Genomic DNA, 14229 nt, shown 5'->3' with positions numbered 1-14229 from the left:
CGATGATCTGGCTTGTACTTGGACTGGCATTGTGGACCGCAGCACACCTCTTCAAGCGCCTTGCACCGGATCTGCGGGCCGGGATGGGCAATGCGGGACGCGGCCTCGTGACGGTCCTGCTGTTGCTCAGCATCTGGCTGATGGTCAAAGGGTATGGGCAGGCCGATGGGCCATATTTCTGGGGGCGCAACGCGGCACTGGTCGGGATAAACAACCTTCTGATGCTCGTCTCGGTTTATCTCTTTGCCGCAGCCGGCGCCAAAACCGCGCTGGCACGCCGGATCCGCCATCCGATGCTGACAGCTGTCAAGGTCTGGGCCACGGCGCATATTCTGGTCAACGGCGACCTGCCATCTTTCATCCTCTTCGGCGGGCTTCTGGCCTGGGCCGTGGTCGAGGTGATCGTGCTCAACCGGGCGGAACCTGAATGGACGCGCCCGGAACCCGCCCCGCGCGACAAAGAGATCAAAGCCGTCATCATCACGCTTGTCATCTACGGCGTGATTGCGGGCATTCACACCTGGTTGGGCTACCCGGTTTTTGGGTAAAGGACATGCCATGAAACTCTATCGCTTCCTCAGCGCCGATGACACTTCGGCCTTCTGCCACAAGGTTACCGATGCCCTGAACAAGGGCTGGGAACTGCACGGATCGCCAACCTACGCCTTTGACGCGGCCAACGGCGTCATGCGCTGCGGACAGGCCGTTGTGAAAGAGGCCGAAGGCACCTACACACCCGAGACAAAACTGGGAGAGCACTGACCATGGCGAAGACAAACCCAGGCCGTTTTTTCGAAGACTACACCGTTGGTGAAACCATCCATCACGCAGTGCCAAGGACAGTTTCGGGCGGCGAACGCGCACTTTATCACGCGCTCTACCCGGCACGTCACGCGCTCTACTCGTCAGATGAATTCGCCCGCGGCTGTGGCCTGCCCGCCAGCCCGCTTGATGACATCGCGGCGTTCCACGTGGTCTTCGGCAAGACCGTTCCGGACATCTCACTCAACGCGCTGGCCAATCTCGGCTATGCCGAAGGGCGCTGGCTCAAGCCGGTCTATGCAGGCGATACGATCCACTCCACGTCCGAAGTCATCGGCGTCAAACAGAACTCCAACGGAAAATCCGGTGTGGTCTGGGTTCGGACAAGGGGCCGCAACCAGCGCAACGAAGTGGTGCTGGACTATATTCGCTGGGCGATGGTGCGCAAACGCGACCCCGAAGCCCCGGCGCCTGAACCAGTGATCCCCACTCTGAAACCCGCGCTTGAGGCCACCGATCTCGTGATCCCGCAGGGCCTCGACTTCACCGGTTATGACTTCACCCTCGCAGGCGAACCGCATCGGTGGGGCGATTACGAGGTGGGCGAAAAGATCGACCACGTGGATGGTGTTACTGTCGAAGAGGCCGAACACATGATGGCCACGCGCCTGTGGCAGAACACTGCCAAGGTGCATTTCGACACCGGGGCACGACCGGACGGGCAGCGCCTGATCTATGGCGGGCACGTGATTTCGATGGCCCGGACACTCAGCTTCAATGGCCTTGCCAATGCGCAGATCGTGGCGGGCCTCAACGGCGGCACCCATGCCAACCCCTGCTATGCCGGAGATACGATCAAGGCATGGTCCGAGGTGCTCGACAAGGCCGAAACCGGTGCGCCCGGGGTCGGTGCGCTGCGGCTGCGGTTGGTGGCGACCAAAGGTGGTGAGCCCTTTGCACTCAAGGGCGAGGATGGGAAATACCTGCCCCATGTCATGCTTGACCTGGATTATTGGGCACTGATCCCGGTGTAAGGCTCGCGCCGCCTTGCGCGGCGGATCAAACGCCGAGGTACCGGTCGGTCAGTTCCGGGGTCAGGTCGCGGAAGGGGCCGGACCATGCCGATCTGCCTTTCTCAAGGATGACGGCACTATCGGCAATCGTGCCGAGTTCCGACAGCGACTTGTCGATCACCAGGATCGCCATGCCGGTTTCCTGTTTCAGCCGGGCTATTGCGGCCCATATCTGCTGCCGGATCACCGGCGCCAACCCTTCGGTGGCCTCATCGAGGATCAACAGGCGCGGGTTGGTCATCAGCGCGCGGCCAATGGCCAGCATCTGTTGCTCGCCACCCGAAAGCGACGCAGCGTTCTGATCGCGGCGCTCCTGCAGGGCGGGAAAGAGCTCAACGACCTTCGCGAAGGTCCATTCGCCGGGACGGGCCACGGCGATCAGGTTTTCGTAAACCGTCAGGTTCGTGAAGCACCGGCGCCCTTCCGGCACCAACCCGATGCCCAGACGGGCGACCCGGAAGGCGGGCAACCCCGAAAGGTCACGACCATCAAACGCCACCTGCCCTTGCGCATTGGGCAGCAGCCTGCAGATCACCTTGACCGTGGTCGATTTGCCCATGCCATTGCGCCCCATCAGGGCCAGAACCTGCCCTGCCTCCAGCGACAGCGACACATCGAAAAGCGCCTGGGAAGGGCCGTAGAAAGCGGTGACGTTCCGGAGGGAAAGCAGACTCATATGGCGGCCTCCTCGCCCAGATAGGCCTCGCGCACGCGGGGGTTGGCCCGGATCTCGGCGGCGGTGCCGGTGGCGATGACCTCGCCGTAGACCAGAACACTGATCCGGTCGGCCAGGGCGAAGACCGCGTCCATATCATGCTCGATCAGCAGAATGGGGGCCTCGGCGCGCAACCCGTCGAGAAAGCCCACCATCTGCGTGGTGCCTTCGGTGCCCAGCCCGGCCATCGGTTCGTCCATAAGGAAGACGCGCGGTTGCAGCGTCAAGGCGACGGCGACCTCCAACTGGCGGCGCTGGCCGTGGGACAACTCGGCAGTGCGCATGTGGTGCATGTCGCTGAGGCCGACCCGGGCAAGTGCGGTTTCTGCCGCTTCGCGTAACTGGGCGTCCCGGGCCACCGGACGGAAAAAGCGGAATACATCACCCCGCTGCCCCAACGCGCCAAGCAGCGCATTTTGCAGCACGGTATATTCCATGGCCAGTGATGAGATTTGAAACGTCCGGCCCATGCCCTTGCGCGCGCGGGCGGCGGTGCCGAGCGGTGTCACATCCTCTCCCGACAGCATGATGCGGCCGCCATCGGGCCGAAGCGCCCCCGCAATCTGCTGAATCAGCGTCGATTTACCTGCGCCGTTCGGACCGATCAGAGCATGGATTTCGCCGCGCCTGAGGTCGAGCGTGATGTCCTTGCTCGCCACCAGCGCACCGAAATTCTTGCTGATGCCGCGGGTTTCGAGGATCGGATCAGTCATCCGCCACCTCCCGCCCGGAAACCAGGCCGATAAGCCCCCCCCGGGCAAAGAGCACAATGCCCAGGAGGATCGCGCCCAGATAAATGTGCCAGAACTCGCTGAGACCGCCCAGCACATGCTCCAAAAAGATGAACATCGCCGCACCCGCAACCGGGCCGAACACCCTGCCAACGCCGCCGAGGATGACGAACACCATGATTTCGCCCGAGGTCTGCCAGCTAAACATCGTCGGGCTGACGAACCGGTTGAGATCGGCAAAGAGCGCCCCGGCGAGCCCCGTGATCGCACCGGAAATGGTGAACGCGACCAGGTAGAGCGTGAAGGGGCGCTGCCCCACGGCCTGAATGCGCGCCTCGTTCTGGCGGGCGGCCCCGAGGGCGAGGCCGAAAGGCGACCTGGCGATCCGCGACACCAGCCAGAGCACCGCAAGCAGCAGGCCGTAACAGATCGCAAAGAAGGTGATCGGATCCATCGTGTTCAGTCCGGCGAAGCCATTGCGGACATAGATCGACAATCCGTCTTCGCCACCATAGGCAGGCCAGCTTATCGTGAAGAAAAAGAGCATTTGCCCGAAAGCCAGCGTGATCATGATGAAATAGATACCGGTTGTGCGAAGCGACAAGACGCCGATCCCTAGCGCGGCAATAGCGCTGGCGACGACAGCGGTGAGCCAGATGACGGGCATGGCTTTGGTGCCTTGGATCACGAAAGGCCATTCCATGATCGGCGTGAAGGTCTGGGCGTGATAGGCGAGGATGCCCATCGCATAGCCGCCAATGCCGAAAAAAGCCGCGTGACCCAGGCTGACCAGCCCGCCGAAGCCCAGCGCGAGGTTGAGGCCCACACCGGCGATGGCGAAAATCACCGCGCGGGTAGCCAGCGTGATGATGAACGGCTCATCGAGCAGGAGCGCCGCCAATGGTACCGCCAGCAACAGGATGAGGAGCGCGGCGTTAAGAGTGCTTTCCCGGATCATCTAGGCCGTCCCGAAAAGGCCCCTGGGCCGGAAGATCAAAACCGCCGCCATCAGGATATAGATCGACATTGACGCCAGGGATGATCCGATTGTTGTTGCGGATGACGTGTCCATGAACAGCCCGAACAACACCGGCAGGAGCGACCGGCCCAGCGTATCGGTGAGACCCACGAGGATCGCGCCCACAAAAGCCCCCTTGATCGAGCCGATGCCGCCGATGACAATCACCACAAAGGCCAGGATCAGCACCGGTTCGCCCATGCCGACCTGCACCGATTGTATCGCGCCAATCAAAGCCCCGGCAAAGCCTGCAAGCGCCGCACCCAGCGCAAAGACCAGTGTATAGAGCCGGGCGATGTTGACGCCGAGCGCACCCACCGTTTCGCGGTCGTTTTCGCCCGCACGGATCTGAATGCCGATGCGCGTACGGGCAATCATGGCGAAAAGGCCCATCGCGACGGCCAGCCCCACCAGGATGATCGCAAGGCGGTACTTGGGATAGGTGATGCCGAAGGGCAGCACGGTGCTGCCCGAAAGCCAGCCCGGCGTGTCGAGGTAAAGTGGGAAGGATCCGAATAGCCACCTCGTGCCTTCGGAAAAGATCAGGATCAGCGCGAAGGTCGCCAGCACCTGATCCAGGTGGTCTCGGTCATAGAGGCGGCGCATCACGGTCATCTCGACAATCACGCCCGCGATGGCCGCCGCCGTCAGGCTCGCCACCAGGGCCAGCAGAAATGACCCGGTGGCCGCCGCCGTCGCCGCCGCCGCAAATGCACCGATCATGTAGAGCGACCCATGGGCGAGGTTGATGAGCCCCATCACGCCAAAGACCAGCGTGAGCCCCGCCGCCATCAGGAACAGCATCACCCCGAACTGGAGGCCGTTCAGGATCTGCTCGATCAGAAGAAGAAGGGGCATTCAGGTCCGTCCAAAGTCTTGTCGCGCGCCAGTCACTTGGGTAACGGAAAGGACGCAAGGCAGGTATAGCGCGTTAACCCTTCGCGGGGAAATAGGCCATTTGCGCAACAGGTTGGGTCCCTGCTCCAATAGGGTCGGCAGGCCCGCTGCCAAGCCATCGCGCTTGCCAGCACGGCGCCCGGGCGGTACTCCCCCGCCCATGACAGACAAAAACCGATCCCATGGCCGCAAATCCATCCGCGCCTCGCTGGCGCCGCGGGAATTGATGACGCCAACGCCCACGCTGAAGGATGCGTGGGCCGCGCAAATCATCACGCTGTTCCCGCAGGCCTTTCCCGGCGTTCTGGGTGAAAGCCTGACCGGCAAGGCGCTTTCCGATGGGCTCTGGACCCTTGAGACCATCGAATTGCGTGCGTTCGGCGAGGGTCGCCACCGTAATGTCGACGACACCCCGGCCGGGGGCGGCGCCGGCATGGTCCTGCGCGCCGATGTGGTGGGCAAGGCCATTGACGCAGCCCAGGCCAAAGCGCCGAAGGGAGCGCCCATCGTCTATCTCAGCCCGCGTGGCGTACCCTTTACCCAGGCGATGGCACGGGAATGGGCGGCCCTGCCCAGTATCACGCTGCTTTGCGGACGGTTTGAAGGTGTCGATCAGCGGGTGCTCGATCACTATCAGGTACAAGAAGTGTCCCTGGGCGATTTCGTGATGACCGGTGGGGAGATTGCGGCCCAGGCCATGATCGACGCCACGGTTCGCCTCCTCCCAGGGGTTCTGGGAAATGCCGAAAGCGCCGAGGAGGAAAGCCATTCCAGCGGGCTGCTGGAGCATCCTCACTACACCCGCCCGGCGGAATGGAAGGGTCACAAAATCCCCGAAATCCTGACCTCCGGCGATCATGGCAAAGTGGCCCGCTGGCGTCGGGAAAAGTCGGAAGAGTTGACCCGTGAACGCCGCCCCGACCTCTGGGCGAGGCACGAAGTGGACGGGGACTAGGGCCAGGTCCCAACCGCCTTAGTCCTGAAGCGGGGCGTTGTTTATGGCGCTCACGTCTTCCATGATGTCGAAGACGTGGTCCGCCGTCACTGTAATCCCGATCGCTTCGAGGCGTTTCACATGCATCGCCTTGTAGGCCTCAAGATACTCGCGGTTACGAAACAGGTAGGTCGATCCATAGTGGTTGGTGCCATCCTCAACCGTCCAGATTTTCCAGATGATGCCGGGCTCTTCGGCAATGCTTTCGGCCAATTGCTTTGTTCCGGCGAGAAACTCGTCGGTGATCGGACCGTCATAGGTCATATGCAGGTCCCAGATTTTCAGGGTACTCATGACGTTTGCCTCCTAAGTGATATGGTTTTTCGCCTTGTAGTCGGGCGTGTCACCGGTTCCGGCCCAACTGCACGACACACAGAACGGCAAGCAGCGCAAAGAAGATCGGATCGGACCAGCCAAAACCGGTGAAAATCCCGGTGAAGCAGGCATAAAGTGTGATGACGACGCCCAGCACATTCGTCCAAAGCAAACCGGTCAACACCTTTCTCGCCGCATCGCTGCCTTCTACCGCATCACGGAAAAGGAAGCTGATGATCCCGATCCCACCCAGAAAAATCGAATTATGCTGCGACAGAAACACGGCATATTGGTCGTTCAGTTGCAGGCCATAATTGGGCCAAAGAACCGTTGGAATAAAGAACAGAGCTAGGGCGAAGAACATGTAAATCACGCCATGCGCGGACAAGAAGGTTCGGTTTGTCATGGACTGCCCTTTCTAGGGTTGCGGTAGTTTCTTGCGGAGCTGGTTGAGGGTCTTGATGGCTTGATACTTCTGCGTCTTGGTCAGTTGCCCGAAGATCTGTTCAAGCGCGTGATTATGCGTCGGCATGAAATCATCCACTTTGCGTCGCCCGGCCGGTGTCAGCCGCAGAACCCGCGCCCGGCGGTCGACCTCATCCACGGTCTTCTCGACAAATCCCGCCTGCATCAGGTTCTTGATGACAACATCGAGGTTTCCTGACGTACTTAGCGTCAGCCGCATAAGATCGTTGATCGACAACGCTCCCTTGTTGCCAAGCGTCTCCAGCGCGTCCCACTGTGATGGCGTCAGATCCGCTGCGCGGAAAACTGGCCCCATGGCGCGGTGAAACCGCTGATGACTGCGTAGCAGCGCCAGCACCAAGGTCTGATTATCTCGATCGCGGGTTGTCTCATTCATGCAGCATATATATCCCTAATTAGGGATAATATCAAGAAGCAAAACTTGATTTCTGGATATGGCCCAAGCCCAAGGCGCGCCCGATCAGAAAAGCTTCAGATCAGGCCCTCGGAACGGAACATCTCTTTCACGTCCCGCTCAGGACGGGCGCCGTAATGGCTGATGACTTCGGCTGCAGCGATACACCCCATGCGGCCCGCGACCTCCAGCGGTTGTTCCGTGGCCACGCCGTAAAGGAACCCGGCCGCGAATTGGTCGCCGGCTCCGGTGGCGTCAACGGGCGTGATCTCCTGCACCGGGACCGAAACCGTCTCCTCCGCGCGGGTCACGACCACATCATGGCCCGAGCGGGTGCAAACGATCAGCCCGCTATCTTGCGCCGCCTGTTCAAGTGCCGCGCCCAAATCATCGGTCTGATAGAGCGATTTCCACTCATGTTCGTTGCCCAGAACATAATCGAGCTCTTTCGCCAGCTTGCGGAAATCGTCGCGGTGACGGTCGACGCAAAACGGGTCGCTCAAGGAGATACCGGCCATGCCACCCCCCGCACGACAGGCGCGCGCGGCCTCGGTGAAGGCGGCCTTCCCTTTGGGCTTGTCGTAGAGATAGCCTTCGAGGAACAAGAGCCCTGCGCCCCCGGCCACCGCATCATCGACATCACCTGCATCCAGTTCCGTCGAAATGCCCAGATAGGTGTTCATCGACCGCTCTCCGTCGGGCGAGACAAAAATCATCGACCGCGAGGTGGGCAGCTCGCCGCCCGCCACGGGCACATTGACGAAATCCGTACCGGCTTCGGCCATGGTCGCCGCGTAGTAACGGCCCAATTCATCATCGCAAACCCGCCCGATAAAAGCGGTACCAAGGCCCATCGCGCCCAGGCCCGCAATCGTGTTGGCCACCGATCCGCCCGGCATCTGCGCGCGGTTTTCCATCTGCGCATAGAGATACTCGGCGCGTTCGGTCTCGATGAGCTGCATGATACCCTTGTCGATCCCATGGGTCGCCAGGAACGTGTCGTCGCTCTGGCAGATCACGTCCACGACGGCGTTGCCGATACCGACGGCCTGATACTTGGTCATAGGTTCTTGTCCTCGAATTCACATAAGTCACGAATGATGCAGGTGCCGCACAGCGGTTTGCGCGCCTTGCAATGGTACCGGCCATGCAGGATCAGCCAATGATGCGCATGGTGTTGAAAGTCGGCGGGGATCTGGTCTTCGATGGCGCGTTCGACCGCGACCACGTCCTTGCCAGGGCAAATGCCGGTGCGGTTGCCGACGCGAAAGATATGGGTGTCCACCGCTTGCGTCGGCATCCCCCACCACATGTTCAGCACCACATTGGCCGTCTTGCGCCCGACGCCCGGCAGCGATTGCAGCGCGGCGCGGGAATTGGGGACTTCACCGCCGTACTCATCCACCAGGATCTGGCTGAGTTTCATCACGTTCTTGGCCTTTTGGCGGTAAAGCCCGATGGTCTTGATGTGCTCGGTCAGGCTGTCGATCCCCAGATCGAGCATCTTTTGTGGGGTATCGGCAATCTTGAACAGCGCCCGCGTGGCCTTGTTCACCCCCGCATCGGTGGCTTGTGCGCTCAGTGCGACGGCGACAACCAGCGTGTAGACGTTCACATGCTCCAGCTCGCCCTTGGGCTCGGCATCTGCCGCATGGAAGCGAGTAAAGATCTCGCGGATCGTATGATAGTCAAGCTGCTTTGCCATCCGCCCCCTATGCCGGGAAATCCTGCAATGCGCAATATTCGGGTCGCATGGGGCAGGCGTGACCGCTAAATTCAATCACACGTTACCAAGGAAGCCCGCGATGAACGCCGAACCGCAGCAGAGCTATCACTATCACGTCATGCGACGGGCGATCGACCTGATCGACCAGGCGGAAGAGCCTTTGCCGCTGAATGACCTGGCGGCAGAAATGGACATGAGCCCGGCGCATTTCCAACGACTGTTCACCTCTTGGGTCGGTGTGTCGCCTAAGCGGTATCAGCAGTATCTTGCTCTTGGGCATGCCAAATCGCTTCTGGCGCAAAGGTTTACGACCCTTGAGACATCGCACGAGCTTGGTCTTTCCGGCTCCGGGCGGCTGCACGACCTGTTCCTGCGGTGGGAGGCCATGAGCCCCGGCGAGTTTGCCCGCAAGGGGGACGGGTTGAAAATCTATTGGGGCTGGTTCGACAGCCCCTTTGGCCTGAGCCTTGTGATGGGGACGGAAAAGGGCATCTGCGGCATCGGCTTTGCCAGCGAAGCGGGCGAAGAGGCAACGATGGAGGATCTTGTCGGCCGCTGGCCCAATGCCGCGTTTGTCGAAGACCCGATGATGCTGCGCCCCTGGGTTCTCGACGCCTATGGCGCGGGGGGGCAAGCCACCGAGAAAGTGCCGCTCTACATGATCGGCGCGCCTTTTCAGATCAAGGTATGGGAGGCCCTTCTCTCGATCCCCTCGGGCAATGTCACCACCTATTCCGAGATCGCTCAGTCGATTGGCCGCCCCCGCGCCGTTCGCGCCGTCGGCACGGCGGTCGGGCGCAACCCGGTCAGTTTCCTCATTCCCTGCCACCGTGCGCTGCGCAAATCCGGCGGCCTCGGGGGGTATCACTGGGGTCTGCCCGTGAAACGCGCCATCCTGGCCTGGGAAAGTGCGCGGGCCGAGGTCTGACACCTCGCAGGTTTTGCACGACGTGAGCTACGTGGTATCTTTGGGGAAGCCCTGGAGATGCCATGACACAGTTTCGAGACAACTGGATCACCGCGCAGGAAATGGTGCGTTCGCGGGCCTGGCGTTATGGCTATGAGGATTTTCGCCTGGGGGCGCCGCTCGATTTCTCTGGCCATCGCAGCAAGGCACTTGCCTATGAATACGGACGGCTCACGGCGGCGTTTCTCAAGAGCGAAGGCCGGCAACTCATACGTATCTCGACGACACGGCCTATCAGCGAAACCCTGGTGCCTGAATTGGTCGAGGCGCTGATCGAGTGCGTACAGGTGCACCAGGACGCGATGAGGCGTTACCAGACGCCACGAGCCGCGTCCGTGATTGAAGAGGCCTGAGCGGTCACAGGTCCGGTGACGCGCAAGGTGATCTCAAGCCACGACGCGGCTTTTTTCTCGGCAAACGCGATCAAATATGCGCGAAATGGTGCCGAATTCCCCTGTTTATTCCCTTGGGAGATGGCGTGTTATTGCATAACATCGGGCCAAGCCCGACGTAGCGGGTGTGAATTACGAGGCAAATTAACATGATACAAACCAAGAAACCCCTCCTGCTGATGGCGGGCGCGTCATTGTTGCTGGCAACCGCCTGCACCGACCCCGGTCAGGTCGGTGGCGGCCAACAAAACCCGAACCAGAAAACCGGACAGGGCGCTTTGATCGGCGGTCTTGTTGGCGCAGGCCTGGGCGCAATCGTCAGTGACGACCGCGGCAAGGGCGCCTTGATCGGTGGCGTTGCCGGGGCGACAATCGGCGCAGGGATTGGCTATTCGCTGGACCGGCAAGAGGCGGAGTTGCGCCAGCAGCTCGACAATGACGGGATCACCATCACCAATACCGGTGATCGCCTGATCCTGAGCATGCCGCAGGATATCCTGTTTGCCACCGACAGTTTCCGCGTGAACGGGGGATTGCGCAGTGATCTGCTGAAGGTCGCGGCAAGTCTGAACGAGTACCCGCAATCGACCGTGCAGGTCGTGGGTCATACGGATAACACCGGTTCGGCTTCCTACAACCAGGATCTGTCGGTGCGGCGCGCCAATGCTGTGGCGGATGTTCTCATGGATGGCGGGGTTGCCTTTAACCGCATCAACGCCTTTGGGCGTGGCGAGGATCAACCAATCGCTTCGAACCTGACCGAAGCGGGCAAGGCACAGAACCGCCGGGTCGAGATCGTGATCCTGCCGACCACCAGCTAAGCCTACTTTCAGAGCTTTTGACGCCCCGGCAGGCATCGCTTGACCGGGGCTTCTTCTTTTGCAGGTTATCTAGAGGAGTGCGCTTCCGCGCACGCTTGATATCTCGTTGTCGGCCTCCGGCCTCCGCCTCGGATCTTTCGTCGCCGTGACGCTTACTTTCCCGCGACGGTGTGTGACCGGATGGTCGGATTGTCCGCAAGCGCCGTGGGGTATCAATAACCTGACTTGATTTCATTCCCTGCCACAGGTCAGACTGAACCGCAAAAAGCCCAACGGGCGGACAGGGAAATGTAATGCGCCTCTTGGGGTATCTGGTTGCCTATCTCATCATCGGGTTTGCCCGGTTCATCACCGCCGTGCGGGGGAATTGGCGGGATGAAGCCCCGCGCGATGAGCAGACCATCTATTTTGCCAATCACACCAGCAATGGCGATTTCATTTTGATCTGGGCCGTACTCCCGCCCAGGCTTCGATGGAAAACACGGCCCGTGGCGGCGGCGGATTATTGGCTGACCTCACCGATCCGGAGCTATATCGGCCGCCATGTCATCAATGCAGTGCTGATCGACCGCCGTCCCGAGGCACGCGACCTCGATCCTGTGGACCAGATGGCCGAGGCGCTGGATGGCGGATCAAGCCTTATCATTTTCCCCGAGGGCCGCCGTAATGATACCGGTGAGGCCCTTTTGCCTTTCAAGACCGGCATCTATCACGTCGCTTGCAAGCGGCCCAAGGTCCGGTTTGTGCCAGTCTGGATCGAGAACCTGAACCGTGCTTTGCCCCGGGGAGAGGTCATCCCGATCCCTTACATCTGCACCTGTACCTTTGGCGCGGCCATCCGGTTGCAGGAGGGCGAAAGCAAAGAGGCATTCCTTGCCCGCGCGCAGGAAGCGGTTTTGAACCTTGCCCCGGAAACCAGCCGAGAGGAGGCATCAAGTGGATCATGAAACCCTGATGCCGCTGATGATCGGTGTGTTCACCGTGCTGGCCATCGCCTCCCTGATCGGGGGCGTGCTTTCGATGCGCGTGGGCGACGGGCCGAGCCAATCGGTGATCGAGAACCTCAATGCGCGGATCTGGGCGTGGTGGGTGATGGTGGCGCTGCTCGGGCTGGCCTTTCTTTGGGGTAGACCCGGAGTGACAATCCTCTTCGCGGTCTGTTCGTTCAATGCCCTGCGGGAGTTCATCACGCTGACCAACGCGCGGCGCGCCGATCACTGGATGCTGGCGGCGGTGTTTTTTGTCGTGCTGCCGCTGCAATACGTACTGGTCTACACGGATTGGTACGGGTTCTACACGGTGCTGATCCCGGTCTATGTCTTCCTGCTGATGCCGGTGATTTCGGCGCTCCGGGGCGAGGTCGGGAATTTCCTGATCCGCGTGGCGGAGGTGCAATGGGCGGCGATGGTCACGATCTATTTCGTCTCTCATGTGCCTGCGCTCCTGAGCCTCAACATCCCCGGTTTTGAAAGTCAGAACATCCAGTTGGTGGCCTTTCTCATCATCGTGGTGCAGGCCAGTGACGTGTTGCAATATGTCTGGGGCAAACTGCTGGGCCGCACCAAGATCGCGCCTTCCCTGTCGCCCTCCAAAACGGTCGAGGGGTTCGTTGGCGGCGTCGCCAGTGCAACCTTGCTGGGTGCGTGCCTCTGGTGGGTGACACCGTTCACCTTTTGGCAGGCCGGCCTCATGGCGCTCATTATCGCGCTGATGGGCTTTTTCGGCGGGCTGGTCATGTCAGCGATCAAACGCGACCGGGGGGTAAAGGACTGGGGCGATGTCATTACCGGCCATGGCGGTTTCATCGACCGGCTTGACTCTGTCATCTTCGCCGCCCCGATTTTCTTTCATCTGACCCGCTATTGGTGGCACGTTTGATTGGCCGGCTGGCGCAAAGCCCGATCATACATGTTCTGGTGGGGGCTCTCGCGATGGGCGGTTGGGCCTTTTATGCCAATAGCGGCCACCCGATGCCCAAACCGCTCTTGGCCGGGCTGGTCCAGGGGGCGCTGTCCGGCGCGATCACCTATGCGTTGAAACGCACGCTGGACGCCCTGCGGGCCAGCCTTCGCCGGCAGTTGGGCTGGTGGCTGCCGCCGGTGATCGCGCTGGCATCTTCGCTCTGCCTCCTCAACGGTGCGCATTGGCTTGCCAGCACACCCGAGATCCTGCGCACGATCAGCGTTCCGTATTCCGTCGCATCGCTCTATGCGATCACGTATAACTTCCTGATGTGGAGAAATGATCGCCGATGACCGACCGCCGCCCGATTGCGAGCCGAAATACCGGGTGGGCGCAGGGCCTGACCCGCGCGCTTGCCAGGACTGCCATCACACCGAACCAGATTTCCATCGCCAGCATGGTGTTTGCCGCCTTGGCCGGATTGGCGCTCTACATCGGTTCAACCGCAGAGGGGGCGATGCGTGCCGCACTCCTGCTGGCGGCGGCGCTCTGTTGTCAGCTCCGGCTGATCTGCAATCTTCTCGACGGCCTCGTGGCGGTCGAAGGTGGCAAAGGGACACCGGACGGCGCCTTCTGGAACGAGGCACCGGATCGGGTGTCAGATATCCTGATCCTCGTGGGGCTCGGCCATGGCATCGGTCAGCCAGAACTGGGTTGGGCCGCCGCGACGCTGGCCGTCGGTACTGCCTATATCCGTGAGCTGGGCCGCGCAACGACCACCGAAAACGATTTCTGCGGGCCGATGGCCAAACCACAACGAATGGCCACGGTCACTCTCGCTGCCGTGATTGCGGCCTTCTGGACCGCCGCACCGGTCCTTCTCGTCGGCCTTTGGATTATCTGCATCGGTGCCGGGGCCACAATCCTTCGGCGCAGCGCGCGCATGATCGCCAGGCTACGACAAGGCGGAAACCCGTAGTCACCTGACCGGAGCGCAAGACCCAGGCGCCCAAATCGTCGCCCGAGCGCGTCTGGG

Annotated in this window: 20 protein-coding genes; 11 read left to right on the top strand and 9 right to left on the bottom strand. The window is 61.2% G+C overall.

Annotated elements, in window-relative coordinates; all coding sequences use genetic code 11:
• The first annotated feature begins 2 nt into the window (after positions 1 to 2).
• Genes RBB29_RS13735 through RBB29_RS13725 form a run of 3 tightly spaced genes read left to right on the top strand, consistent with a single transcriptional unit; the run spans position 3 to position 1796 of the window.
• Positions 3 to 548, top strand: a complete 546-nt coding sequence (locus tag RBB29_RS13735) for an NnrU family protein (RefSeq protein WP_306114736.1) — start codon at positions 3 to 5, stop codon at positions 546 to 548.
• A 10-nt stretch (positions 549 to 558) separates the two neighbouring features.
• Positions 559 to 762 carry a DUF1737 domain-containing protein gene (locus RBB29_RS13730; protein WP_306114737.1) on the top strand — a complete coding sequence of 68 codons (204 nt, stop codon included), beginning with the start codon at positions 559 to 561 and terminating at the stop codon, positions 760 to 762.
• A gap of 2 nt (positions 763 to 764) precedes the next feature.
• On the top strand, positions 765 to 1796 hold the full coding sequence (locus RBB29_RS13725; RefSeq protein WP_306114738.1) for a MaoC family dehydratase: 1032 nt from the start codon (positions 765 to 767) through the stop codon (positions 1794 to 1796).
• Between the two features lie 25 nt (positions 1797 to 1821).
• On the opposite strand, the gene RBB29_RS13720 is transcribed toward RBB29_RS13725, so the two are convergent.
• The 4 genes from RBB29_RS13720 to RBB29_RS13705 are packed head-to-tail and all read right to left on the bottom strand — an operon-like array spanning position 1822 to position 5157.
• Positions 1822 to 2511 carry an ABC transporter ATP-binding protein gene (locus RBB29_RS13720; RefSeq protein WP_306114739.1) on the bottom strand — a complete coding sequence of 230 codons (690 nt, stop codon included), beginning with the start codon at positions 2509 to 2511 and terminating at the stop codon, positions 1822 to 1824.
• Entirely contained in the window at positions 2508 to 3263 is a 756-nt protein-coding gene (locus RBB29_RS13715) for an ABC transporter ATP-binding protein (RefSeq protein ID WP_306114740.1), read from the bottom strand. Before RBB29_RS13715 ends, RBB29_RS13720 begins: the two co-directional genes overlap by 4 nt.
• Complete coding sequence (locus tag RBB29_RS13710; RefSeq protein ID WP_306114741.1) at positions 3256 to 4239, bottom strand: branched-chain amino acid ABC transporter permease; 984 nt, start codon at positions 4237 to 4239, stop codon at positions 3256 to 3258. The genes RBB29_RS13715 and RBB29_RS13710 overlap by 8 nt, the downstream gene beginning before the upstream one ends.
• Complete coding sequence (locus RBB29_RS13705) at positions 4240 to 5157, bottom strand: branched-chain amino acid ABC transporter permease (RefSeq protein ID WP_306114742.1); 918 nt, start codon at positions 5155 to 5157, stop codon at positions 4240 to 4242.
• Positions 5158 to 5356: 199 nt separating this feature from the next.
• On the opposite strand from RBB29_RS13705, the gene trmD reads away from it, so the two are divergent.
• Positions 5357 to 6151 (top strand): tRNA (guanosine(37)-N1)-methyltransferase TrmD, encoded by a 795-nt coding sequence (trmD, locus tag RBB29_RS13700; protein WP_306114743.1) that lies wholly within the window; start codon positions 5357 to 5359, stop codon positions 6149 to 6151.
• 18 nt (positions 6152 to 6169) lie between these two features.
• On the opposite strand, the gene RBB29_RS13695 is transcribed toward trmD, so the two are convergent.
• From RBB29_RS13695 to nth, 5 genes are all read right to left on the bottom strand, one after another.
• A complete protein-coding gene (locus RBB29_RS13695; RefSeq protein ID WP_306114744.1) occupies positions 6170 to 6484 on the bottom strand; it encodes a monooxygenase in 315 nt (104 codons plus the stop codon).
• 49 nt (positions 6485 to 6533) lie between these two features.
• Positions 6534 to 6911, bottom strand: a complete 378-nt coding sequence (locus RBB29_RS13690) for a hypothetical protein (RefSeq protein ID WP_306114745.1) — start codon at positions 6909 to 6911, stop codon at positions 6534 to 6536.
• 12 nt (positions 6912 to 6923) lie between these two features.
• A complete protein-coding gene (locus tag RBB29_RS13685) occupies positions 6924 to 7367 on the bottom strand; it encodes a MarR family winged helix-turn-helix transcriptional regulator (RefSeq protein WP_306114746.1) in 444 nt (147 codons plus the stop codon).
• Between the two features lie 95 nt (positions 7368 to 7462).
• Positions 7463 to 8449: an adenosine kinase gene (locus RBB29_RS13680; protein WP_306114747.1), complete on the bottom strand. Its 987-nt coding sequence runs from the start codon at positions 8447 to 8449 to the stop codon at positions 7463 to 7465.
• On the bottom strand, positions 8446 to 9090 hold the full coding sequence (gene nth, locus RBB29_RS13675) for an endonuclease III (protein ID WP_306114748.1): 645 nt from the start codon (positions 9088 to 9090) through the stop codon (positions 8446 to 8448). Before nth ends, RBB29_RS13680 begins: the two co-directional genes overlap by 4 nt.
• Positions 9091 to 9190: 100 nt before the next feature.
• Here nth and RBB29_RS13670 point away from each other — a divergent pair, with 100 nt between their 5' ends.
• The 7 genes from RBB29_RS13670 to RBB29_RS13640 all read left to right on the top strand — a co-directional run bounded on the left by RBB29_RS13670 (position 9191) and on the right by RBB29_RS13640 (position 14172).
• Complete coding sequence (locus RBB29_RS13670) at positions 9191 to 10039, top strand: bifunctional helix-turn-helix domain-containing protein/methylated-DNA--[protein]-cysteine S-methyltransferase (RefSeq protein ID WP_306114749.1); 849 nt, start codon at positions 9191 to 9193, stop codon at positions 10037 to 10039.
• 62 nt (positions 10040 to 10101) lie between these two features.
• Positions 10102 to 10431: a hypothetical protein gene (locus RBB29_RS13665; protein WP_306114750.1), complete on the top strand. Its 330-nt coding sequence runs from the start codon at positions 10102 to 10104 to the stop codon at positions 10429 to 10431.
• 188 nt (positions 10432 to 10619) lie between these two features.
• Entirely contained in the window at positions 10620 to 11291 is a 672-nt protein-coding gene (locus tag RBB29_RS13660) for an OmpA family protein (RefSeq protein ID WP_306114751.1), read from the top strand.
• A gap of 293 nt (positions 11292 to 11584) precedes the next feature.
• Complete coding sequence (locus tag RBB29_RS13655) at positions 11585 to 12238, top strand: lysophospholipid acyltransferase family protein (RefSeq protein ID WP_306114752.1); 654 nt, start codon at positions 11585 to 11587, stop codon at positions 12236 to 12238.
• Positions 12228 to 13169 carry a phosphatidate cytidylyltransferase gene (locus RBB29_RS13650; RefSeq protein ID WP_306114753.1) on the top strand — a complete coding sequence of 314 codons (942 nt, stop codon included), beginning with the start codon at positions 12228 to 12230 and terminating at the stop codon, positions 13167 to 13169. The genes RBB29_RS13655 and RBB29_RS13650 overlap by 11 nt, the downstream gene beginning before the upstream one ends.
• Complete coding sequence (locus tag RBB29_RS13645; RefSeq protein ID WP_306114754.1) at positions 13157 to 13546, top strand: hypothetical protein; 390 nt, start codon at positions 13157 to 13159, stop codon at positions 13544 to 13546. The genes RBB29_RS13650 and RBB29_RS13645 overlap by 13 nt, the downstream gene beginning before the upstream one ends.
• Positions 13543 to 14172 carry a CDP-alcohol phosphatidyltransferase family protein gene (locus RBB29_RS13640; protein WP_306114755.1) on the top strand — a complete coding sequence of 210 codons (630 nt, stop codon included), beginning with the start codon at positions 13543 to 13545 and terminating at the stop codon, positions 14170 to 14172. The genes RBB29_RS13645 and RBB29_RS13640 overlap by 4 nt, the downstream gene beginning before the upstream one ends.
• Positions 14173 to 14229 lie beyond the last annotated feature (57 nt).

The sequence above is a fragment of the Roseovarius sp. MMSF_3359 genome, from assembly GCF_030733385.1.
In the GTDB taxonomy this organism is placed as follows: domain Bacteria; phylum Pseudomonadota; class Alphaproteobacteria; order Rhodobacterales; family Rhodobacteraceae; genus Roseovarius.
Note: the sequence above shows the minus strand (reverse complement) of the source record. Positions and strands in the feature narration are given on the sequence as shown.